Origin of the sequence: Bradyrhizobium sp. 147 (genome assembly GCF_023073935.1) — a bacterium.
GTDB lineage: Bacteria > Pseudomonadota > Alphaproteobacteria > Rhizobiales > Xanthobacteraceae > Bradyrhizobium.
The window spans coordinates 81,687-105,144 of record NZ_JADPKL010000061.1; the positions used below are offsets into that span (position 1 = coordinate 81,687).

General features: G+C 64.1%; 13 protein-coding genes. 2 read left to right on the top strand and 11 right to left on the bottom strand.

Features of this window, described 5'->3' with window-relative positions:
• Position 1: 1 nt before the first annotated feature.
• From treZ to IVA87_RS13690, 5 genes are read right to left on the bottom strand one after another with little or no spacing between them, the layout of a single operon-like run.
• Positions 2–1,756 (bottom strand): malto-oligosyltrehalose trehalohydrolase, encoded by a 1,755-nt coding sequence (treZ, locus tag IVA87_RS13670; RefSeq protein WP_247333872.1) that lies wholly within the window; start codon positions 1,754–1,756, stop codon positions 2–4.
• Positions 1,753–3,831, bottom strand: coding sequence for a glycogen debranching protein GlgX (glgX, locus tag IVA87_RS13675; protein ID WP_247333873.1), 2,079 nt, complete (start codon positions 3,829–3,831; stop codon positions 1,753–1,755). Before glgX ends, treZ begins: the two co-directional genes overlap by 4 nt.
• A gap of 3 nt (positions 3,832–3,834) precedes the next feature.
• Positions 3,835–5,973, bottom strand: coding sequence for a 1,4-alpha-glucan branching protein GlgB (glgB, locus tag IVA87_RS13680; RefSeq protein ID WP_247333874.1), 2,139 nt, complete (start codon positions 5,971–5,973; stop codon positions 3,835–3,837).
• A complete protein-coding gene (gene treS, locus IVA87_RS13685) occupies positions 5,966–9,259 on the bottom strand; it encodes a maltose alpha-D-glucosyltransferase (RefSeq protein WP_247333875.1) in 3,294 nt (1,097 codons plus the stop codon). The genes glgB and treS overlap by 8 nt, the downstream gene beginning before the upstream one ends.
• Positions 9,260–9,270: 11 nt before the next feature.
• A complete protein-coding gene (locus tag IVA87_RS13690) occupies positions 9,271–11,217 on the bottom strand; it encodes a maltotransferase domain-containing protein (RefSeq protein WP_247333876.1) in 1,947 nt (648 codons plus the stop codon).
• 204 nt (positions 11,218–11,421) lie between these two features.
• On the opposite strand from IVA87_RS13690, the gene malQ reads away from it, so the two are divergent.
• Entirely contained in the window at positions 11,422–13,383 is a 1,962-nt protein-coding gene (gene malQ, locus IVA87_RS13695; protein ID WP_247333877.1) for a 4-alpha-glucanotransferase, read from the top strand.
• An 18-nt stretch (positions 13,384–13,401) separates the two neighbouring features.
• Positions 13,402–15,201: a glycoside hydrolase family 15 protein gene (locus IVA87_RS13700; RefSeq protein ID WP_247333878.1), complete on the top strand. Its 1,800-nt coding sequence runs from the start codon at positions 13,402–13,404 to the stop codon at positions 15,199–15,201.
• Positions 15,202–15,396: 195 nt separating this feature from the next.
• On the opposite strand, the gene IVA87_RS13705 is transcribed toward IVA87_RS13700, so the two are convergent.
• Genes IVA87_RS13705 through IVA87_RS13730 form a run of 6 tightly spaced genes read right to left on the bottom strand, consistent with a single transcriptional unit; the run spans position 15,397 to position 22,936 of the window.
• The gene (locus IVA87_RS13705) at positions 15,397–16,209 is read right to left on the bottom strand and encodes an HAD family hydrolase (RefSeq protein WP_247333880.1); all 813 of its coding nucleotides are present in this window, start codon (positions 16,207–16,209) and stop codon (positions 15,397–15,399) included.
• Positions 16,210–16,254: 45 nt separating this feature from the next.
• Positions 16,255–16,785, bottom strand: coding sequence for a gluconokinase (locus tag IVA87_RS13710; RefSeq protein ID WP_247333882.1), 531 nt, complete (start codon positions 16,783–16,785; stop codon positions 16,255–16,257).
• A complete protein-coding gene (gene pgl / locus IVA87_RS13715) occupies positions 16,772–17,521 on the bottom strand; it encodes a 6-phosphogluconolactonase (protein ID WP_247333909.1) in 750 nt (249 codons plus the stop codon). The genes IVA87_RS13710 and pgl overlap by 14 nt, the downstream gene beginning before the upstream one ends.
• Positions 17,521–19,032, bottom strand: a complete 1,512-nt coding sequence (zwf, locus tag IVA87_RS13720) for a glucose-6-phosphate dehydrogenase (protein ID WP_247333885.1) — start codon at positions 19,030–19,032, stop codon at positions 17,521–17,523. Before zwf ends, pgl begins: the two co-directional genes overlap by 1 nt.
• A gap of 43 nt (positions 19,033–19,075) precedes the next feature.
• Positions 19,076–20,074, bottom strand: a complete 999-nt coding sequence (gene gnd / locus IVA87_RS13725) for a phosphogluconate dehydrogenase (NAD(+)-dependent, decarboxylating) (RefSeq protein WP_247333887.1) — start codon at positions 20,072–20,074, stop codon at positions 19,076–19,078.
• Positions 20,075–20,086: 12 nt separating this feature from the next.
• Positions 20,087–22,936 carry a bifunctional transaldolase/phosoglucose isomerase gene (locus IVA87_RS13730; protein ID WP_247333889.1) on the bottom strand — a complete coding sequence of 950 codons (2,850 nt, stop codon included), beginning with the start codon at positions 22,934–22,936 and terminating at the stop codon, positions 20,087–20,089.
• Between the last annotated feature and the right edge of the window lie 522 nt (positions 22,937–23,458).

Sequence of the window (23,458 nt, forward strand, 5' to 3'; positions counted from 1 at the left end):
GCTAACCTCCGAGACGCCAGACCACCGACCAGGGCGGAAGCCGCTCGCCGGCCTCGCCGCCCCAGATCGGCGTGCCCGAATTGAGGTTGGAATACGCGACATCCTTGTCCGAGAGATTGGCGGCCAAGCGCAAAGTCCTGCCGTCGCCCATTCGCCAACGCGCGGTGAGCAAGCCCGTATCCGCTGCCTCGGCATCGCCGAAACTTGCTCCTTTCAGACGGGGCACGACCTCCTGGCGGCGGACGGCGAGCAGCTCGCGCACCAGCGCGAGTCGTGCCTTCTGTTCGGAGGTGCGGCCGGTCCAGTCGAGCACGGCCGATTGCAGCGTGGCCGGATCGAGCGGATCCGGTACCTCGTCGCCATATTTCTCGTAAGCCCAGGCATATTCCTGCTTGCGCCCCTTGCGGACGGCATCGGCAAGGCCGCCCTGAAAATCGCAGAAGAACGGGAAGGGCGCTGTCGAGCCCCATTCCTCGCCCATGAACAGCATCGGGATCATCGGTGCGAGAAGCGTCACCGCGAGCGCGGCTTCGATCTGCTTTGATCCTGCCAGGCTCTCGAGCCGGTCGCCGAGTGGGCGGTTACCGATCTGGTCGTGGTTCTGGAGAAAATTGACGAAGGTCGCCGGCGGTAGCTCGCCGCTCGGCTCGCCGCGCGGCTTCTTGCCCCAGAATTCCGAGATCTCGCCCTGGTAGACGAAGCCCGATGCGAGCGCGCGCGCAAGACCCAAGCGCGGGGTCTGGTAGTCGGCATAGTAACCGGCGAGCTCGCCGGTCAGCATCACGTGCCAGACGTGGTGATAGTCGTCATTCCACTGCCCGCGGTATTTGCCGTTCGGCGGCTCCTGGGCGGCATCGAGCAGGCTCGCGCGGTTGTCACCGTTCTCCAGCACGAGATGGATGTGCCGTCCCGTGGCCTTGGCGAGCTCGCCGGCGGCGACGCTGAGGTCTTGCAGCATCGACTGCTCGCCGGGCACCGCCATGATGTGGTTGGCGGCATCCAGCCGCAGGCCATCGAAGCGGTAGTCGCTGAGCCAGGACAGCGCGTTCTCGACCGCGAATGCGCGCACCTGCGGCACGCGATAATCGATCGCGCTGCCCCAGGGCGTGTGTGCCTCGGTAAAGAAGGTCGGCGCATAGCGGCCCAGGTAATTCCCCTCGGGACCGAAATGATTGTAGACGACGTCGAGGAACACCATGAGCCCGCGCAGATGTGCCTCGTCGATCAGCGTCTTCAGGTCTTCGGGCCGGCCATAAACGCTATCGGGCGCATACCACAGCACGCCATCATAGCCCCAGCCGCGGCGGCCGGCGAAATCGGCCAGCGGCATCAATTCCAGTGCAGTGATGCCGGTCGCTGTGAGATGATCGAGCTTGTCGATCATGGCCCGGTAAGTGCCCTCCGGCGTGAAGGTGCCGACATGGGCCTCGATCAGCACCGTCTCTTCCCAAGGGCGGCCGCGCCAATCGCGCGCGCGCCAGGCGAAGGCATCGTGATCGATCACCTCGCTCGGGCCGAACACATCCGCGGGCTGGAATGCCGAGGCCGGATCGGGCACGTCGATCTCGTCGTCGATCCGGAATTTGTAATCGCTACCGGCGCGCAGGCCGGCAATGTCGGCCACGTACCAGCCATCCTGCCGGCGCTGCATCGCGCGTCTTCTGTCGAGCAGGAGATCGACACGGCGCGCACCGGGCGCCCACAGCCGGAACGACACGCCGTCCTTGGTCGGCCTCGCCCCGAAGGATGGCCTCATAGCGCCCCCGCGAAGGCGAGCACGGATCGCGGCGGCGCCTTGCTGTCGCTTCCGGGCAGAAAGTCGATCGAGTTCAGCCTGGCCTCGGTCGTGTTGAGGATCTGCTGCCAGCTCTTGTATTCGGTCATTTTGGGCAATTTGAATGCGATCTCTTCAGGAGCGGCGTTCAGAACGATAAAGATCGCGGCGCTGCCCGGTTCCATCGGTCCCATCACATAGGAGAGAAACCTCCCTTCCGGGAATTTCCAATCGTTCTCCGTCATCTCGTCGCCGGCCGGCGTGAGCCACAGCGCACCGTAGGAGATGCCGTCCTTCGGGCGGCCATCGAGCCAGCGATGGCTGCGCAGTTGCGAGAACCGGCGGCGGATGTCGGCGAGATGGGCGACGAAATCGACCATGTCGTCGTCCTCTTTGCCGAGATTGTCCCAATTGATCCAGCCGATCTCGTTGTCCTGGCAATAGGCATTGTTGTTGCCGGTTTGAGAATTGCCGACCTCGTCGCCGGCGAGGATCAGCGGAACGCCTTGCGCCAGCATCAGGCAGGCCAGCACATTCTTGCGAAGCTGCCGGCGCAGGCCGAGGATCTGGGGGTCGTCAGTCGGGCCCTCGACGCCGCAATTGTTGCTGTGGTTGTCGTTGGAGCCGTCGCGATTCTCCTCGCCGTTGGCCTCGTTGTGCTTCTCGTTGTAGCTGAAGAGGTCGGCGAGCGTGAAGCCGTCATGCACGGTGATGTGGTTGATGCTGGCGCGAGGCCGCCTTCCGTCATGGTTGAAGAGGTCGGATGACGCCGTCATACGGCTGGAGATATCGCCAATCAGGCTGCCTTCGCCGCTCCAGTATCGGCGCATGGCGCTGCGGTAGCGATCGTTCCATTCCGACCATTGCGAGGGGAAGGCGCCGACCTGGTAGCCGCCGAGCCCAAGATCCCACGGTTCGGCGACGAGCTTGACGGTCGCCAGCACCGGATCCTGGCGGACCGCGGTCAGGAACGAGCTGCCGCGATCAAAACCGTTCGGGCCGCGCGCCAACGTGGTGGCGAGGTCGAAACGGAAGCCGTCGACATGGCAGACCTCGACCCAATAGCGAAGCGAATCCATCACCATCTGGAGCACGCGCGGATGGGTGAGGTTCACCGACGAGCCGCAGCCGGTGAAGTCGTCGTAATAGCGCGGGTTCTCGCGGCTCAGCCAGTAATAGGAGGCGTTGTCGATGCCGCGGTAGCACAGTGTCGGCCCGAGGTGATTGCCCTCGGCGGTGTGGTTGTAGACAACGTCCAGCATCACCTCGATGCCGGCGTCGTGCAACCGCGCGACCGTTGTGCGGAAGGAATCGAGCGCGTTGTCCTGCGCGTAGCGCGGCTCGGGCGCGAAGAAGGACAGGGTGTTGTAGCCCCAGTAATTGGCGAGCTTCTTCTCCACCAGGATGCGGTCGTCGACGAAGCTGTGCACCGGCAGGAGCTCGATCGTGGTGACGCCGAGCCTCTTCAGATGCTCGATCATCGCCGGCGATGACAGACCGCCATAGGTGCCGCGCAGGTTCGGCGGCACGTCATCGCGCTTCTGCGTCAGGCCCTTGACGTGGGCCTCGTAGATGATGGTGTCTTCCCAGGGGATGTTGGGCCTGATCTCACGTCGGCCCCAGTTGAAGGTCTCGTCGACGACGACGGCCTTCGGCATGCCACGCGCATTGTCGCGCCGGTCGAACGACAGGTCCTCGCGTGGTGAGCCGGTGCGGTAGGCGAAATGCGCATCGCTCCAGACCAACCGTCCTGCAAGCCGCTTGGCATAGGGGTCAAGCAGCAGCTTGTTGGCGTTGAAGCGGTGGCCGTGCTCGGGCTCGTAGGGGCCATGCACGCGATAGCCGTAGAGCTGGCCGGGCGAGACGTCGTTGAGATAGCCGTGCCAGACGTCTTCGGTCCTCTCAGGCAATTCGATGCGTTCGAGCTCGCGGCGGCCCTGTGTGTCGAACAGGCAGAGCTCGACCTTCTGCGCGTTGGCAGAGAACAGCGCGAAATTGGTGCCGCGTCCGTCCCAGCTTGCGCCGAGGCGTGCGGGCGATCCAGCAGTCAGGCGCATGTGTCAGCTTTCCGGAACGAGGAAGATTGCTGCAAGCGGCGGAATCGTGAGGCGAAGCTCGCCGCCCTCGGCGTGAACTTCGCCGATGTTGCCGACATTGCTGCCGCCATAATGGGCGGAATCCGAGTTGAGCACTTCCTTCCACTTGCCGCCAAAAGGCACGCGAACGCGGTAATTCTGATAGACGTTCGGCGAGAAGTTGACGATCACCAGGCATCGCGCCTGCTCGTCGAAACCCTTGCGCAGCCAGGCGAAGACGTTGCGGTTGGCATCGTCGGTGATCAACCATTCGAAGCCGGCCTGGTCGCAATCCATCTGATGCAACGCCGGCACCGCGCGATAGAGCCGGTTGAGATCGCGGATCAGCGCCTGGATGCCGGAATGGTACTTGTATTCGAGCAGGTGCCAGTCGAGCGAGTGGTCGTGGTTCCATTCGCGGCTCTGCGCGATCTCCGCACCCATGAACAACAGCTTCTTGCCGGGATGGCCGAACATGAAGCTGTAATAGGCGCGCAAGTTCGCAAAGCGCTGCCATTCGTCACCGGGCATGCGGCCGAGAATCGAGCGTTTGCCGTGCACGACCTCGTCATGAGACAGCGGCAGGATGAAATTTTCCGAGAACGCATAGTGCAGGCCGAACAGGATCTCGCCGTGATGGTGCTTGCGGTAGATCGGATCCTTGCTGATGTAGCTCAGCGTGTCGTGCATCCAGCCCATGTTCCATTTGTAGCCGAAGCCGAGCCCGCCGAATTCGACCGGGCGCGAGACCTGAGGCCAGGCGGTGGACTCCTCAGCCGCCGTGGTCGCCTGCGGGAAGCGGGCGAACACCTCCGTGTTGAAGCGGCGCAAGAAGTTGATCGCCTCGATGTTCTCCCGACCGCCGTACTGGTTCGGAATCCACGCGCCGGGCGGCCGGCTGTAATCGAGATAGAGCATGGATGCCACCGCATCGACGCGCAGCCCGTCGATCGCGTAGCGCTCCAGCCAGAACAGAGCGTTCGACACCAGGAAGTTCGTCACTTCGGTGCGGCCGTAATTGTAGATCAGCGTGCCCCAATCCAGATGACGACCCTGGAGCGGGTTGGCGTGCTCGTAGAGCGCGGTGCCGTCGAAGCTGCCGAGGCCATGCGGATCGTCCGGGAAATGGCCGGGCACCCAGTCGAGCAGCACGCCGACGCCCTCGCGATGGCAGGCATCGACCAGCGCGGCAAAATCCTCCGGCGTGCCGAAGCGGCTGGTCGGCGCATAAAGGCCGGTCGGTTGGTAGCCCCATGAGCCGTCGAACGGATGCTCGCTGACAGGCAGGAATTCGAGATGGGTGAAGCCCATGTCGCGCGCGTAGGCCGGTAGCTGTTCGGCCAATTCGCGATAGGTGAGCCATTCGTTGCCGTTCTTGCGCCGCCACGAGCCGAGATGGACCTCGTAGATCGACATCGGCGCCGACAGCGCGTTGATGCCGTCGGGCGCCGGCCGTGGCCGCGGCAGATGCGCCTCGTCGAACACGATGGAGGCGGTCTTCGGCCGCACCTCGCTCGCGAACGCCAGCGGATCGGACTTCAGCGGAAGCAGATGGCCGTGCGGGCCGATGATTTCGAACTTATAGTGATCACCAACCTTCGCATGCGGGATGAATAGTTCCCAATAGCCGCTGCCGCGGACCCGCATGGGATGGCGCCGGCCATCCCAGAAATTGAAATCGCCGACCACAGAGACGCGCCGCGCATTCGGCGCCAGCACCACGAAGCCGATGCCATCGACACCTTCGTGCCGCAACGGATGGGCGCCGAGCTTGTCGTAGAGGCGCTGGTGAGTGCCTTCGCCGAGCAGATAAAGGTCGAAATCGGTCAGGATCGGCGGAAAGCGGTAGGCATCCTCGAACTCGACGACGTTGCCGCCGAATTTTGCGCGCAGCTGATAACGTTTTGAGGCGTTAGGCAGCGCCCCGATGAACAGGCCGGAATCGTGCACGCGGTCGAGCGGGGCGACTTCGCCATGCTCGCCGACCACCTCGACATTGGAGGCTTCGGGCAGAAAGGCGCGCACCACGCTTCTACCGCCCTCGGGGTGCAGCCCGAGATAGTGGAACGGATCGGAGTGGCGGCCCTCGATGATCGCGTAGGCCTCGGCAGGCAGTTTAGGCATGGGCTTCGCCCTCGGCACTGGACAGAATGCGAAGCAGTCCGGTCAGCGGCGCATGGAGCCCCTCAGGCCGGTGGGACAGCTCGTACTCTACTTCGTCGAACGCTTGATCAAGCAGGAAGAACCTTAACAGGCCTTGCGCGGATTGCGGATTGTCCGGCCACAGCCGCCGATCGGTCATGGCTTCGCGATAGGCGGACAGGAAGGTTGCGGTGGCGCGCTCGCGCCATTCGTCGAGCGCAGCCGTGAGCCGGCTCTGCTCGTCGGAGGCGCCCGTGAGCGCGCGACCGAGAGCCGTGTTAACCGAAACATCAATCGAGTGGATCAGGCCCGCAACGTCGCGCGCGGCCGGCGCCTTGCGCCGCTTGTCGACCAATGGAACACGCGGATCGCCATCGAAGTCGATGATGAAGATATCGTCCTTCACGATCAGAGTTTGTCCGAGGCGGAAGTCGCCATGATGACGGATGTTCAACCCGCCGATCCCGGAAGGCAATAGCGCATTCAGTCGGTCGGCCAGGGTCGCGCGCGCCTCCGTGAGCTGATCGATCAGCGGCCGGTCCGCCTCCCGCAGGCCGTCGCGGCTTTCGGCCAGCCGTTCGAAAACCTGCTCGGCGCGCGCCTTAAGCTCGGATACGAGGCGCTTGACGTACGCGGGGCCGATCGGCTCCGGAGCGAGATCGTCCGGCGTTGCCGCGGCCAGAGCGACATGCAGCTCGCCGAGCCGCCGGCCGATCTGCGCCACGAAGTGCAGATAAGGCGCCTGCTCCTGGGTCTCGCGCAGCGTTTCGCCCGCTGGCAATACGCGCTGCTCGTCGATATAGCGATCGAGATAGCCCGTTGTCATCGTCCAGCCGTCGCCCTGGTTCTCAACATAGGCATGCAGCACGCCGAGTGTGCTGCGCTGCTCGCCCTCGACCAGCTCGACGCTGCCCAGCAGCGGCGGCGTATTGGCAAAGCGTGCGACCTCCGTGAGATAATGGCCGATCTCGATCTCGGGACTGACGCCGCTTTCGAGCCGCCGATAGATCTTGACGACGTATTGGTTGTCGACCAACGCAGTGCTGTTCGACTGTTCAATCGCGCGGATGCGTTCGGGCTCCTTGATGATGTAATCGGCAAACCGGCTGGTTGCCTTGAACTCCAGCCGCAGATTGTTCTCCTCCACCACCAGATTCTGCGACAAATTGCGCAGGAACAGGCCGATGAAGATCTGGTCGGTCGCGACATCGAGCAGCGTGCCTTCGCGCGCGCCCTGTCGCACGGCGGCGAGCGCCTTCGGATTGAAGCGCTCGCGGTCGAAACGCACCCACTCGATCTGCAACGGCAGCACGTAGCGTGTCGCCACGTCTCCTTGCTTGGTCTCGAAGAACGCGATCCAGGGCCGGTTGTCGCCGATGTCGCAGAACGGCACCGCCGAGGTCAGCGCGGTCTTGATGTGCTTGGCATTGTGCTCGGGATACCACCGCGTCCGCGAGAGGAATCCCGGCAGCACGTCGCGCTCGAACACGCCACGCTCGCGGGCGAGCGACACCCAATTCGAGTTCACCGGCACCACCAAGGTCTCGAACTCCGGCACCGCGCGCGGCGTCACCGGCTCGGACTTGTCGCGCTCCTGAAGCTGGAACCAGTAGAAGCCGTAGGGCCCCAGCGTGATCATGTAGGGCAGTTCGCCGATCGGAGGAAAGCGCGTGCGGCCGAGCATTTCCTGCGGGATGCGGTCCTTCCAGGGCGACAGATCGAGCTCGGTTGCCTGCGCGGCGCGCGACAAATTGGCGACGCAGAGGATCACCTCGTCGCGATATTGCCGGACATAGGCCAGCACGGCGCGGTTGGCGGGGCGGATGAAGGTCATGGTGCCGCGGCCGAAGGCGAGCGTCGACTTGCGCACCGAGATCAGCCGCTTGGTGGCGCTGAGCAGTGAAGACAGGCTGCGCGACTGCGCCTCCACATTCACTGCTTCATAGCCGTAGACCGGGTCCATGATCAGCGGCGCATAGAGGCGGGCCGGATCGCAGCGCGAGAAGCCGCCGTTCCGGTCCGGACTCCACTGCATCGGCGTGCGGACGCCGTTGCGGTCGCCGAGATAGATGTTGTCGCCCATCCCGATTTCGTCGCCGTAATAGATGATCGGCGTGCCCGGGAAGGACAGCAGCAGCGAGTTCATCAGCTCGATCTTGCGGCGGTCATTGTCCATCAGCGGCGCAAGGCGTCGGCGAATGCCGACATTGATGCGCGCGCGTGGGTCATTGGCGTAGGTGGTCCAGAGATAGTCGCGCTCGACGTCGGTGACCATCTCCAGCGTGAGTTCGTCATGATTGCGCAGGAACAGCGCCCATTGGCAGCTCGCCGGGATGTCCGGGGTCTGGCGCAGGATGTCGGTGATCGGGAAACGGTCCTCCTGCGCGATCGCCATGTAGATGCGCGGCATCAGCGGGAAGTGGTAGGCCATGTGGCACTCGTCGCCACGGCCGAAATATTCCTGCACGTCCTCCGGCCATTGATTGGCCTCGGCCAGCAGCAGCTTGCCCTTGGAGTAGGCATCGAGCTCCTGACGCAGGCGCTTGATGATCGCATGCGTCTCGGGCAGGTTCTCGTTCGAGGTGCCCTCGCGCTCGCACAGATAGGGAATGGCGTCCAATCGGAAGCCGTCGACGCCGGCATCCAACCAGCGCTTCATCACCTGGATGATGGCGCTCACCACGCGCGGATTGTCGAAATTGAGGTCCGGCTGGTGCGAGAAGAAGCGGTGCCAGTAGAAGGCGCCAGCCTCGGGATCCCACGTCCAGTTCGACTTCTCCGTGTCGGTGAAGATGATGCGCGTGCCCTGGTATTTCTGATCGGTGTCGCTCCAGACGTACCAGTTGCGTGCGCTCGAGCCCGGATGGCTGCGGCGCGCGCGCTTGAACCATTTGTGCTGGTCCGAGGTGTGGTTGACGACGAGCTCGGTGATGACGCGCAGGCCCCGCTTCTGCGCCTCCTGGATGAAGCGCTTGAAATCCTTCATCGTCCCGAAATCGGGATTGACCGCGCCGTAATCGGCGATGTCGTAGCCGTCGTCGCGGCCGGGCGAGGGGTAGAACGGCAGCAGCCACAGCGCGGTGACGCCGAGCTCCTGGAGATAGGGCAGCTTCTCGGTCAGGCCGGCGAAGTCGCCGATACCGTCATTGTTGCTGTCGGCAAAGGCCTTGACGTGGAGCTGGTAGATGATGGCGTCCTTGTACCAGAGCTCATCCACGATCTCGGCAGCCTCGGCTTTCCTGGTGTCGACGGAAGACAGAACATTCATGGCGTGAACCCTTACGCCAGGCCGCGGAACAGGAGCGCCGGATCGCGCTCGGGATCGATACGCAACCTGACCCCGCCCCATTCGATGCCGGACTGTTCGCCGGTGAGGAGGTTTTCGAGTGCCGCAACATGATGTCGCTGCCCCCTGACGTCAACAGTGACGTCACCGAGCGGCAGCCAGAATTCGCGCACATGGCGCGACAACGCGATCACGACGACGATAGTGTTGGCAGGCTCGGCCGCCTCCTTCACGAAGGCAATGGTTTCGCCGTCCTCGATGCCGAGGAAGCGCAAATTGGCCGTCTGCTGGAGCGCCGCATTCTCGTTGCGGACGCGATTGAGCGCGGTGATGTAGGGCTTGATGTTGCCGGGCGTGTCCCAGTCGCGCTGCTTGATCTGGTATTTCTCGGAATCCAGATATTCTTCACGGCCGGGGATCGCCGTGTGCTCAAGCAGCTCGAAGCCGCTGTAGATGCCGTAACTGCCCGACAGCGTCGCGGCCAGCGCAAGGCGCGACTTGAATGCCCAGGCTTCGCCGCTCTGGAGGTGAAAGGGCAGCAGGTCGGCTGTGTTGACGAACAGGTTCGGGCGATAGAAGTCGCGTTCGGGATAACGGGTCAGTTCGCCGAGATATTGCTCCAGCTCCCACCGCGAGGTGCGCCAGGGGAAATAGCTGAAGGACTGCGCGAAGCCGAGCTTGGCGAGCCCCTTCATCAGCTTCGGTCGGGCGAAGGTCTTGGAGAACAGGATCACTTCGGGATGTCGGCGGCGGATGTCGCGGATCAGCCACTCCCAGAACGGAAATGGCGCGGTGTCGTGATTGTCGATGGCGAAAATGGTCACACCATGGTCGATCCAGAACAGCATGGCATCGCGAAACGCGTTCCACAGCCCAGCCCTGTCGACGGAGTTAAAATCGGGGATGACGATATCCGAATAGGCGCCATCCACCGTCCGCACCGAGCGATCCGGCCGCCACTTGAACCATTCCGGATGCTGCGTCAGCCAGGGATGGTCCGGGGAGCATTGCACGGCGAAGTCGAGCGCGAGCTCGAGGCCGTACTCCAGGCAGGTCGCAACCAGTGCGTGGAAATCCTCGATCGTGCCGAGCTCGGGATGCAGCGCATCGTGTCCGCCTTCCGTGGTGCCGATCGCATAGGGCGAGCCGGGATCGCCTTCACCCGCCACCGGCGCATTGTTGCGGCCCTTGCGGCGGGTGTGGCCGATCGGGTGGATCGGCGTGAAGTAGAGCACGTCGAACCCCATCGCGGCGATGTCGGGCACGCGGGCGATGCAGTCTCTCAGCGTGCCATGCCGGCCGGGGGTCCGGCTCTGGCTGCGCGGCATCATCTGGTACCAGGCGCCAAAGCGTGCCCTATCGCGGTCGATGATCAGCGGAAAAGAGGCTGAGCGGGTGAGGTCGGGTCGCGACTGGCTCTCGGCCATGGCTTCGCCGAGCTCGGTTGCGAGCAGCGGGCCGACGTCGCCGCTCTGAAGAAAATCCTCGCACTGTCTGAGGATGACCAATGCTGCGTCTTGCCGCGCGCCCTGCGCCTTGGTCAAGAGGCCGGCGCCCTCGATGGCGTCGAGGGTGACATCCGCACCGGAGCGTTGCTTGCGCGCGACGCTGTGGGACCAGGTGGCGAACTCGTCGGTCCAGGCTTCGATGGCGTAGATGTATTGCCCGGCCTCGGTCGGGACGAAGGCGCCCGACCAGCGGTCATTACCGTGATGGGTCATCGGCTCACGCTGCCATTCGCGGTCCTGCTCACGGCGCCACAGCAGCGCGGCGCCGATCACGGCGTCACCGTCACGATAGATGTCGGCCCAGACCTCGACCCGGTCGCCCGCGATCCGCTTCACGGCAAAGCGGCCGCCATCAATCAAGGGATAGACGTCTTCGATGAGGAAAGCGCTGCCGGCTGCAGCACTTTCGACAGTTTGAATTGTCTTGTTCACGGTGATGCCATTGACAAGAAAGCAGGGGCCCGTTTCCCTTGTCGGGAACCTACGCTTGAGACCTATATAGAAAGCCGCTTGTGTGTCATTAGTTCCCGCTGGGAACGGCAGGCGCAGTTTGTGAGTTAAGCCCGACTAACGTCTTCCGCTGCCTCTTAAAATCGATGCCCCCGGCAAGTGGGTGGCTTGCAAGCTGCGTGCCGAATGGATCTTTTAGCTCAAGCCCGGATCAAGGGCGTTCAATCTGAATTCGTCGATGCCTTGGGAAAGCTGCGGGTCACCGACCCCGTGGCCCTCAAATCGATCCTCGACGCCCTGCCGGAAAAGCGGGTTTACCGCTTTGTCGGCGGGCCGGTCGTGGTGCGCGCCTTAGGGCATCCGCGAACGGAATTGGCGGCCATCGGTGCGCCACCATTGCAATGGAAATTGACGGCAAACGGCAAAATGATCGCGCAAGGCGAGACGCGTGAGCCCGTGATCGCCTGGCCTGCCGGCCTGCCGCTCGGCTATCATCGTTTGACTCTGACCGACGCGGAAGGCGTGACGGAAGAGGTGCCGATGATCGTGGCGCCCGAGCGCGCGTTCGGCGGCGATTTCGACCGCGGCTGGCTGCTTGCCGTGCAGCTCTATAGCGTCCGCTCCAGCCGCAATTGGGGCATCGGCGATTTTACCGACTTGGCCGATCTCGTCCGGCTCGCCAAGCAATTGGGAGCCGATGGTGTCGGGCTCAATCCGCTGCATGTGCTGTTCGACGACCACCCAGCCGATTGCAGCCCCTATTCGCCGAACAGCCGTCTGTTTCTCAATCCGCTCTATATCGACGTCGAGGCGATCCCAGAATTCTCGGCCGACCTCGTGCCGGATGCCGCCGCGACTGCAGCGCGGCTGCGCGAAGGCGACCGTGTGCCCTATACGGACATGGCGGCGTTGAAATGGCTGGGCCTGCGCGCTGCCTACAACAGTTTCGTGACGCGCGCGAGCGAAGCGCGCCGCAAGGCGTTCGAGGCTTTCCGCGCCGCCCGCACACCGCTGTTGTCCCGCTTTGCCTGTTTCGAGGTGCTGCGTCATCGCTTCACCGCGCCATGGTGGGAATGGCCGGTGGAATGGCAAAAGCCTGACGATGCGCAATGCGCCGAGCTGCGCAATGGGGCCGACAAGCGCGACGTCGAGTTCGTCGAATTCGTGCAATGGACGGCTGACAGCCAGTTGCACGCGGCCAAGGAGCTGGCGAGCCAGCTCGGCATGCGGGTCGGGCTCTATCTCGACGTTGCCGTCGGCGTGCAATCCAACGGCTTCGATGCCTGGAACGAGCAGATGGCGATTTCCCGCCATCTCGCCGTCGGCGCGCCGCCCGACGTGCTCAATACCGTCGGCCAGGACTGGGGTCTTGCCGGCTTCAACGCGGGCGGCCTGGAAGCTCAATCCTTCGTGCCGTTCGCCGACATGCTCGCCGCCTCGATGCGCCATGCTGGGGCCATCAGGCTCGATCACGTGCTCGGTTTGAAGCGGCTTTATCTGGTGCCGCGCGGCTTCAAGCCCGACAACGGTGCCTATGTGCAGATGCCGTTCGAGGCGCTGCTGGCGGCGGTGGCGTGCGAGAGCGCGGCCCACAAATGCATCGTGATCGGCGAGGACCTCGGCACCGTGCCGGAAGGCTTCCGCGAGATGATGCAGGATTTCGGCATCTGGTCCTACCTCGTCATGATGTTCGAGCGCGACGATACCGGCCATTTCCGCAACGTCGACCATTACCGGCCCAACGCACTGGTCACGCTGAACACCCATGACCTGTCGACCTATGCCGGTTGGCGCTCGTTCGGCGATCTCAGGATGAAGCGCTCGCTCGGTATCGATCCCGGCGAGAACGATCAGGCGCGCTGGGATGCGCTCGGCAGGCTCGACGAGATTCTGCGCCAGAACGGCATCAATGCGAACGACCTCTATTCGGTGCTCGCCTTCCTGTCGCGCACGCCGTCGCGGCTGCTCGCGGTGTCGCTGGAGGATCTGCTCGGCGTGATCGACCAGCCCAACATTCCCGGCACGATCGACGAGCATCCGAACTGGCGCCAGCGGCTCCCTGTTACGCTCGACAAGATCGCGTCCAAGATCGATCTCGCGGCTTTGAAGGCCGCGACGCGGGAACGTTCATTGAATGGCGGAAGCTGAAATCTGGGCTCGACGACATTGTCTCAGAAGATCGAGGACTATGCGCTGATCGGCGATTGCGAGACGGCCGCGCTTGTCGGGCGCAACGGCTCGATCGACTGGCTGTGCTGGCCGGCCTTCGATTCCGACGCCTGCTTTGCCGCGATCCTCGGCAGCCACAGGAACGGCCGCTGGCTGATCGCACCGAGCGAGGATGTCACGGCTACGTCGCGCCGTTATGTTGGCGATTCACTCATCCTCGAAACGCGCTTCGAGACGGACAATGGCACCGTCGCCCTGGTCGACTTCATGCCGCCGCGCGGCAAGGCGTCTGACATCGTGCGGCTGGTCCGCGGCATCAAGGGTACGGTGAAGATGCGGATGGAGCTCGTGATCCGCTTCGGCTTCGGCGCCGACATTCCCTGGGTGCGGCGGATCGACCATTCCTTGATGGCAATTGCCGGCCAGGACATGACTGTGCTGCGCACGCCTGTTGAGACCCGCGGCGAGAATCTGACCACGGTCTCCGACTTCGAGGTGACGGCCGGCGAGACCGTACCGTTCGTGCTGACCTACGGCCCCTCGCATCTGGCGCCGGTCGAGTCGATCGATCCAGAGATCGCGCTCGAGGAGACCGAAAGGTTCTGGCAGGAGTGGTGCAGCCACTGCACCCGCGATGGCAACTATCACGATCTCGTCATGCGCTCGCTGATCACGCTGAAGGCGCTGACCTTCGCCCCGACCGGCGGCATCGTCGCGGCACCGACCACGTCATTGCCGGAGAAGCTCGGGGGCAGCAGGAACTGGGACTACCGCTTCTGCTGGCTGCGCGATGCCACCTTCACGCTGCTGGCGCTGATGAACTCGGGCTACACCGAGGAAGCCCTGGCCTGGCACAATTGGCTCCTGCGCGCCGCCGCCGGCTCGCCCTCGAACATGCAGATCATGTACGGCATCTGGGGCCAGCGCCGGCTGTTGGAATGGGAGGCGGGCTGGCTCGACGGCTATGAGGGCGCCAAGCCGGTGCGCATCGGCAATGCCGCGCATGCGCAGCTTCAGCTCGACGTCTATGGCGAGTTGATTGACGCTTTCCACCAGTCGCGCATGGCCAAGCTCAAGCTCGACGAGGAGACCTGGGCGCTGGAATGCGCGGTGCTCAATCATCTCGCCGAGGTCTGGGACCGACCAGATCACGGCATCTGGGAGCGCCGCGGCCAGCCCAAGCACTACGTCTTCTCCAAGGTCATGACCTGGGTCGCCTTCGATCGCGGCATCAAGAGTGCCGAGACCTTCGGCTTCAAGGCGCCGCTGTTGCACTGGCGGGCCTTGCGCGAGGCCATTCATCGTGACGTCTGCAACAATGGCTTCGATGCGGACGAAAATACGTTCGTCGAGTCCTACGGCTCGAAGCTGCTCGATGCCAGCGTGCTGCTGTTGCCCGCCGTCGGGTTCCTGCCGCCATCGGATCCACGGATCCGCGGCACCATCGCCGCTGTCGAGAAATGGCTGATGCGCGACGGCTTCGTGCTGCGGCACGACCCGCGCGAGCTGCCGGCGGGGCAGCCGCCACTCGAAGGCGCGTTCCTGGCCTGCACGCTGTGGCTGGCCGATGCTCATGTGCTGTCGGGCGATCTCGACAAAGCACAAGTGTTGTTCGATCGCGTGGTAGGCATTGCGAACGATGTCGGGCTGCTGGCGGAGGAATATGATTCCGTGGCACGGCGCCAGACCGGCAACTTCCCGCAGGCGCTGACCCACATCGCGCTAATCAACACCGCGCATAATCTGTCGGCGGCCAGGCAGGAGAGCGAGAAGCCGGCCGTGCAGCGCTCGCAGTAGTGACGCAGCGGGCGCCTGCCGAGAATAGGTTAATTGATTCCGCTACGGAGGTGCGCTCCCTCTCCCACTTGCGGGAGGCCTGGGGTGGCGGTGTCTCTGCTGGGCGAAAACCCCCAAGAGGAGAGAACCCTCACCCGCCGCTACGCGGCGACCTCTCCCGCAAGCGGGAGAGGTTGAAACCAGCCGGCGGCAAACTCAGCCCACTCCATTCCGCTTCAAGATCATCTCTATCGCCTCCGCAAAACCGTCCTGCTCGTTGGTCGCGGTGACGTGAGTGGCGTTGTCCTTGACGTTGTCGGCGGCATTACCCATGGCGATCGAGACGCCGCTGACGCGGAACATCGCGAGGTCGTTCTGCATATCGCCGATGGTGGCGACCGCGTCGGTGGAAATGCCAAGGCGCTTGGCCATGGCCTGCACGAAGGTGCCCTTGTTGAAGCCGGGCGGGGTGATGTCGAGATAGTAGGTTTGCGAGCGTACCGCTGTGGCCTCGTTGCCGAGCGCCTCCTGCATCACCTTCTCGCACCGCTCAAGGCCTGCGGCATCGGCACTGGCGCCGACGATCTTGCAGGCGCTCGCAAGGTACGGCGAAAAATCCGTCACGATGGTCGGATCGGCGCGGATCGTGCGCTGCTCATGCGCGACATAGCTGCCCTCGGGATTGTCGATCAGCCATTTGTCGGTGGTGAAGAGCCAGACGTCGGCGCCGTATGCGCGAAGGATCCGCAACGATCTCTCGGCCGCGCCCGCCGGGATGAGGTGCTGCTCGACCGGTCTCATCTCGGGATCGACGATCGAGGAGCCGTTGAACGGCCCGACCGGAAGCCAGAGCGCCAACGGCTCGATCAGGAAGCGCATGCCGATCGCGGGGCGGCTGGAGGTGATGGTGAAGCCGATGCCTGCCTGGTGCAGCCGCTGCACGACAGACCTCGCGCGCTCCGTCAGCGTCTTGTCCTTGGTCAGCAGCGTGCCGTCGACGTCGGAGACGACCAGTGAGATCTTCGTCATGGCAGGACCTTAAGGTTCAGGTTTTCTTATTCAGATATCTTGGCCTTAGCGCTTCGCCCCGCCCAACCTCAATTGCCGCACCACGCCGTCCACGATCGCCTCGACGGATTCGTCGATCGAGACGGTGATGACGTGCTCGCCCGCCTCCGGTGGCTCTAACGTGTTGAACTGGCTGGTCAACAGCTCGGGCGGCATAAAATGACCTTTGCGGTGGGCGAGCCGCTCGGCGATCAGCTCTTTCGTGCCCTTCAGGAAGACGAAGCGGACGTCGTCGCGTCCGCGCAGCAGCACGTCACGATAGGCGTGTTTCAGCGCCGAGCAGGCGATGATGACGTGCTCGCCGCGTCCGCAGACCCGCGCAATCTCGTCGGCGATCGCATTGAGCCAGGGCCAGCGGTCTTCGTCGGTGAGCGGATGGCCCGCCTTCATTTTCTCGACATTGCTGGCGGGATGAAAGCTGTCGCCGTCCTCGAAGCGCCAGCCGAGGCGCTCGCCGAGCGCCGCCGCAATCGTGCTCTTGCCCGAGCCAGACACGCCCATCACAATCAATGCACAAGGTGCTTCAACGCCCGCCACGAATTCCCTCCGGAAGCGCGGCCTGGTCGACCAGCCAGACGGTCTCACCATTCGAACGCGCCCGCAATGCCGGCAGAGTCTCCCCATTGAGGAGGCGCGTCAAGATCGGCCGCTTCTCGTGCCCGGCGATCCCGAACAGCATTTCGTGGCTGGATGCCAGAACGGGCAGGGTGAGCGAGACCCGCGGGACGAACGGCGCGACATTGGCGTTGGGCACCCCGACGACCCAGCGTTCGGTCTCCTTGACTTCGGGATAGCCGGGAAACAGCGAAGCGGTGTGGCCGTCCGGGCCTACGCCCATCAGGACCATGTCGAACAGCGGCCGTGCCGCATCGAGCCGGTCAGCGCCATAGAAGGCTTGCAGCTCGTGAGCATAGGCCTCGGCGGCGCGATCAGGATTTTCGGCCGTGGTCGGGATCGGGTGGATATGGCCTGAGGGCGCACTGCGATCGAGGAAGGTCGCGCGGGCGACCGCCATGTTGTTGAGGGGATCGCTTTGCGGCACGAAACGCTCGTCGCCGATGAACCAGTGTACGCGCTCCCACGGAATTCTTTCGCGCCAGGCGTCGCTGCCGAGCAATTGATAGAGCTTCCTCGGGCTGGAGCCGCCGGTGAGACAGATTGCGATGCGCGAAGGGTTGGCGGCGATCCGCGCCATAACCCGTTCGGCCGCGGTAAGCGCCAACGCTTCGGCGTCGGCCGCGACGATCAGTTTCGGCTGCTCGGCCGTTTCCATCACGAGTACTTCCGCCAGCTTCGTCCGTCGCGCCGGAGCAGCTCGTCCGCGCAGGCCGGGCCGTCGCTGCCGGCTTTATAGGTCTCGATGCCGTTGGTGCCCGCGCTTTGCCAGGCGTCCAGGAACGGCTGCACCGCATCCCACCCGGCCTCGATGCCGTCGGCGCGCTGGAACAGGATGTTGTCGCCGATCATGCAGTCGTAGATCAGTGTCTCGTAGCCGGTCGAGGGATCGGCGTGGAAATAGTCGCCATAGCGGAACTTCATCTCGACGCCGTCGATGGTGACGCTCGGTCCCGGGATCTTGGCGTTGAACTGGAGCTCGATGGTCTCGGTCGGTGCAATGCCGATGGTGAGAAAGTTTTGCGACAGGCGATCGACGGCCGTGCCTGAGAACATCGACAGCGGCGCCTGCTTGAACTTGATCGCGACCTCCGTACGCTTGTGGCCCAGCGCCTTGCCGGTGCGCAAATAGAAGGGCACGCCGGCCCAGCGCCAATTGTCGATCATCAGTTTGAGCGCGACATAGGTCTCAGTAGTGCTGCCGGGGTTGACGTCCGCCGTGTTGCGATAGTCCGGAATCTCCTCGTCGCCGATGCGGCCGGCGAGATATTGCGCGCGCACCGAGCTCCTCAGCGCTTCCTGCTGGCTCGGCCGCTGGATCGCGGTGAGAACCTCGGCCTTCTCCGAGCGGACGGAATGGGCGTCGAACCGGCTCGGCGGCTCGATGGCCACCAGCGACATCAGCTGGAACAGATGGTTCGGCACCATGTCGCGGAGCGCACCGGTGGCATCGTAGAAGCCGCCGCGATGGCCGACGCCGAGCTTCTCCTCTACCGTGATCTGAACGTGGTCGATATGATTGCGATTCCAGATCGGCTCGAACATGCCGTTAGCAAAGCGCAGCACCAGGATGTTCTGCACCGTCTCCTTGCCGAGGTAATGATCGATCCGGTAGATCTGGTGCTCATCCATGATCTTCAACAGTTCGGCGTTCAGCGCGCGCGCCGAGGCGAGGTCGGTGCCGAACGGCTTCTCGATGACGAGGCGCCTCCAGGTGCCGTTCTGCTTCATCAGGCCGGTGCGGCCGAGCGCGCGCGCGGTCGGCGCGAAAGCCGCTGGCGGGGTGGCGAGATAGAACAGCCGGTTGCCGCCGGTGCCTTCCGAGCATTCCAGCGTGTCGAGATGCTCGCGTAAGCGGTCGAACGACGGCGGATCCTTCGCATCGGCCTCGACGAAGGTCACGCATTGCAGCAGCTGTTTTGCGACGACGTCGTCAACCGGGCGCGTTGCAAACTCGCGCAGGCCCTTCATCAGGCTGTCGCGCAGCTCGTCATCCGATTGAGCCTTGCGGCCCACGCCGACGACGCAGAATTTCTCCGGCAAAAGGTCTTCGGCGGCGAGATTGTAGAGCGATGGCATCACCAGCCGATGGGTCAGGTCTCCGGTCACGCCAAAGATGACGAAGGCGCAATTTTCCGGCTTGCGCTTTGGCTGCGGGTCTTTTGTCACGAATTGTCGGCCTTCGCTTGAGTACGTTTACTGCAGCTTCGAACTATTTTGACTTCGACACGCCGGGCTGCTTCGGCTCCTTGTGGCCGCCGAACCCGGCGCGCATTGCGGAGAGAATTTTCTCGGCGAAGGTGTGTTCCTTGCGGGAGCGGAAACGTGTGTAGAGGGCCGCGGTCAACACTTCGGCAGGCACCGCCTCGTCGATCGCCGCATTCACGGTCCAGCGTCCTTCGCCGGAATCCTCGACAAACCCGGAATATTCCGCCAACGCCGGGCTGTCGGCGAGCGCCGTCGAGGTGAGGTCGAGCAGCCAGGATGGGATCACGCTGCCGCGCCGCCACACCTCGGCAATGTCGGCGAGATCGAAATCGTAACGGTGGTCCGCCGGCAGCGCCTCGAGATTGGCGTTCTTGAGGATATCAAAACCTTCGGCATAGGCCTGCATCAGACCGTATTCGATGCCGTTATGGATCATCTTGACGAAATGGCCGGCACCGACAGGGCCGGCATGGATGTAGCCCTGCTCGATGCGGGGATCGCGGCCCTCGCGCCCCGGCGTGCGCGCAATGTCGCCGGCGCCGGGCGCGAGCGCGGCGAAGATCGGATCGAGCCGGTCCACCACCTGCTTCTCGCCGCCGATCATCATGCAATAGCCGCGGTCGAGCCCCCACACTCCGCCGGAGGTGCCGACGTCTACATAGTGGATGCCGCGCTCCTTCAGCGCCTTGCCGCGGCGGACGTCGTCCTGCCAGAAGGTGTTGCCGCCGTCGATGATGACGTCGCCCGCCTGCATCACGCCCGCGATCGTCTCAATCGTGGTCTCGGTGATACGCCCCGCAGGCAGCATCACCCAGGCCGTGCGCGGCCGCTCGAGTTTCGAGATGAATTCCTCGAGCGTGGCGGAGCCGATCGCGCCATCTACGGCAAGGCCGGCGACGGCCTTGGCGTCCTTGTCGTAGACCACGGCCTGATGGCCGTGACGCATCAGGCGGCGAACGATGTTGCCGCCCATCCGGCCGAGACCGATCATGCCGAGTTGCATGTGAGAGCTCCTTTAATTCAATGCGTCGCTAAGCGCCGTGTTGAGCGCTGCGAGACCTTTCTTGAGCCCGCCCTTCAGGTGGACGCGCAGCGCGCGCCGGCCGCGCTCGGTGAGCACGTCGAAATCGCCGCGCGCCTGCGCCGCCTTGATCACCCCAAAGCTCGCCTTCTGGCCCGGCACTGGCAGATCCTTGGCGTCGTCGGCGGTGATCTGGAGGAACACGCCGCTATCTGGCCCGCCCTTGTAAGCCTGCCCGGTGGAGTGCAGAAAGCGCGGTCCGAATTCGGCGCAGGTCGCGACATGCCGCTTCTCGCGCACTTCGAGCCGCATGGCCTGAAGTGCGTCGATGGTGGTCTTGTCGCGCGCGATGTAGCCGAGCAGGGCGACATAGTCGCCATGGCCCGAGCGCGACAGATGCGCCTTCAGCCATGAGGTAAGGTCGCCATTGGCGCCGGCGGCGCGCAGTGCCGTGGCGTTGGCTTCATCGGTGTAGAGGTCGGCTTCATCGGTGCTGACCACCGGCTGCTCGGCCGGCAGCGCGCCGGTCTTCTCGAACTCTGAAGTGAGCTCGCGGGTCTTGATCTTGGCCGCTTCCACGTCCGGCTGGTTGAACGGGTTGATGCCGAGAATGCTGCCGGCCACGGCCGTCGCCATCTCGAAGCGGAAGAACTCCTGGCCGAGATGGTCGATCGACTTCATGACGATCCGCACCACGGGATGGCCGGCGGCCTCGATCGCGGCAAGCTTGGAATCATGGGCGGCGTCCGCCTCGCCTTCGATGCGGATGTCGATGAAGAAGCGGTCGTTGCCGTAAATCGCGGGTTCACCCAGCGGCTCGCCCTCGATCGGGATCAGGCCCTTGCCCTCCTTGCCGGTCGATTCCGCGATCAGCTGCTCGGCCCAGGCGCCGAAATCGGCGATCTTCTTCGATGCCAGGATCGTCACCTTGTCGCGGCCTTCGAGGCCGGCGAGGCCCATGGCGAGGCCGAGCTGCACGCCCGGGTTCTCGGATGGCGGCACGTCCGGCCCGCAGGAGCGGGCCATCGCCAGCGCATGCTTGATGAAGGTCTTGATGTCTATGCCTGCGGTTGCCGCCGGCACCAGGCCGAACGGCGAGAGCACCGAATAGCGGCCGCCGATCGTGGGTTCGCCGTGGAAGATGCGGGCGTAGTTCAGCTTCTTCGCCGCTTTCTCCAGCGACGAGCCCGGATCGGTCACCGCGATGAAGCGGTGGCCGGTCTTCACCTTCGGCCCAACCGCCTTGGCAACCCGCTCATGGAAATAGTCCTTCATCGCGTTCGGCTCGGTGGTGCCGCCGGACTTGCTGGAGACGATGAAGACGGTGTTGGCGACGTCGATCCTGGCCTCCATCGCCCGCACTTCGGCCGGGTCGGTGGAATCCAGCACATGGAGTTTTGGGAAGCCGGGCTTCTTCCCGAAGGTTTCGGCCAGCACCTCCGGCCCGAGGCTCGAACCACCCATGCCGAGCAGGACGGCGTCGGAGAATTTCTGCCCCTTCACGCGGCCGGCATAGTCCTCGTAGTCGGCGATGTCGGCTCTTGCCGCGCTGTCGAGCCAGCCCAGCCATTTGTCCTCGTCGGTGCCGGTCCAGACCGACTTGTCGCGCGCCCACAGCCTGCGGATCTTGGCAGATGCGCGCCATTCCTCGGTGGTCTTGGCCAGGCTCGTGCCGAGCCCGTCGCCGAGCGAGAGCAGCTGGCGGTCGAGCGCGGGGCCGAGCACCACGGCCCGCTTGTGCGCGACAGCGCCATAGAGCTTATCGGCGGCATCGGCAAACTGCTTGACGCCGTCCTTGACCAGCTCCTCGGTGATCGCATCGAGCGAAATGCCGGAGCGCTCCAGCTCCTCGAGCACGCGGCGGGCGTCGTCGACATTCTCTTCCAGGCTGTCGCGCGGCTTGCCGTGATCGCGGAACGCGTCCAGCGTCGCCGGCGGCACCGTGTTGATGGTGTCGGGGCCGATCAGTTCCTCGACGTAGAGGACATCGCTGTAATCCTTGTTCTTGGTGCCGGTGGACGCCCACAGCATGCGCTGTGGCTTGGCGCCCTTGGCGGCGAGCTTGTCCCAGCGTGGCCCCGAGAACAGGCGCTTGAAATCCTGATAGGCGATCTTGGCATTGGCGATCGCGACCTTGCCCTTGAGCGCGGCGAGCCGTTCCTTTTCGGAGGGATCGTTGGCGCGGGCGATCTTCTCGTCGAGCTGCTTGTCGACCGTCGAGTCGATCCGGCTGACGAAGAAGCTCGCGACGCTGGCAACATGCGACGGGTCGCCGCCGCCGGCGACGTATGTCTCCAGACCGGCGAGATAGGCCTCGGCGACCTTCAGGTAGACGTCCCTGGAGAACAGCAGCGTGATGTTGATGCTGATGCCGTCGCCGATGAGCTGTTCGATCGCCGGCAGGCCCTCCGGCGTCGCCGGCACCTTCACCATCAAATTCTTGCGGTTGACGTCCTTCCAGAGCCGCCGCGCCTCGGCGACCGTGCCGGCGGTGTCCATCGCCAGATAGGGCGAGACCTCCAGGCTGACATAGCCGTCGCCTCCCTTGAGGCGGTCGTAGACCGGGCGCAGCACGTCGGCAGCATTCTGGATGTCCTCGACCGCAACGGCTTCGAACAGGTCGGCCACGGCGCGGTCGCCACGCTTCAGCGCCTTGCCGATCGGCGCATCGTATTCGTCCGAGCTGCCGATTGCCTTCTCGAAGATCGAGGGATTGGAGGTGACCCCTTTGACGCCGTCGGTGTCGATCAGTCGCTTCAGGTCGCCCTTGGCGATGAAGCCGCGGGCCAGGAAGTCGAGCCAGACGGCTTGTCCGTGCTTTTCCAATTCTTTGACGGGATTCATGATGTTTATCTATCTCCAAGCCTGCGGGCGAGGGGTTTCCGCGCCGGTCCTGACGCGCTATCCTCTAGCTTACATGCGCCCGCGAGGGAACCAATCAAGGGGACGGGAGTCATACCTCCGGTGTAACTCCGCCGCGATGATGGCGATCCAGGCGGCAGCAGCCGGCGGCGACATGGAGTGCGGCGGACTCCGATCCGTCCGTCATATGACGGCGAATGGCTGTGCTGAGGAAGCATGCAGCACATCGTGACGGGCTCATGCTCTTGCCAACCTCCGCAATCCGTCGCGCCGGCCACGAGCATCGCGGCGTGCCGCGATCTTGAAGTGACGTAACCGGTGACGCACTGCGGCTGTTGATCGCGGCGCGCAGAAATCCGCGCGTGGCAATCGCATCGTCTTCGATCGGAGAGCCGTTCGACGGATTTGGATACGTCGCTGCACGCTTGCCCGATTGCTGCCGCCGGTCCGCGCACCGCATTGCAGCAGGAAGATGAACGCGGCGCTCAAGGCTTCGCCGTACAA

Coding starts and splice junctions, on each gene's coding strand:
- treZ (WP_247333872.1), bottom strand. CDS start 1,756: ATGAGGCCATCCTTCGGGGCGAGGCCGACCAAGGACGGCGTGTCGTTC.
- glgX (WP_247333873.1), bottom strand. CDS start 3,831: ATGCGCCTGACTGCTGGATCGCCCGCACGCCTCGGCGCAAGCTGGGAC.
- glgB (WP_247333874.1), bottom strand. CDS start 5,973: ATGCCTAAACTGCCTGCCGAGGCCTACGCGATCATCGAGGGCCGCCAC.
- treS (WP_247333875.1), bottom strand. CDS start 9,259: ATGAATGTTCTGTCTTCCGTCGACACCAGGAAAGCCGAGGCTGCCGAG.
- malQ (WP_247333877.1), top strand. CDS start 11,422: ATGGATCTTTTAGCTCAAGCCCGGATCAAGGGCGTTCAATCTGAATTC.
- IVA87_RS13705 (WP_247333880.1), bottom strand. CDS start 16,209: ATGACGAAGATCTCACTGGTCGTCTCCGACGTCGACGGCACGCTGCTG.
- pgl (WP_247333909.1), bottom strand. CDS start 17,521: ATGGAAACGGCCGAGCAGCCGAAACTGATCGTCGCGGCCGACGCCGAA.
- gnd (WP_247333887.1), bottom strand. CDS start 20,074: ATGCAACTCGGCATGATCGGTCTCGGCCGGATGGGCGGCAACATCGTT.
- IVA87_RS13730 (WP_247333889.1), bottom strand. CDS start 22,936: ATGAATCCCGTCAAAGAATTGGAAAAGCACGGACAAGCCGTCTGGCTC.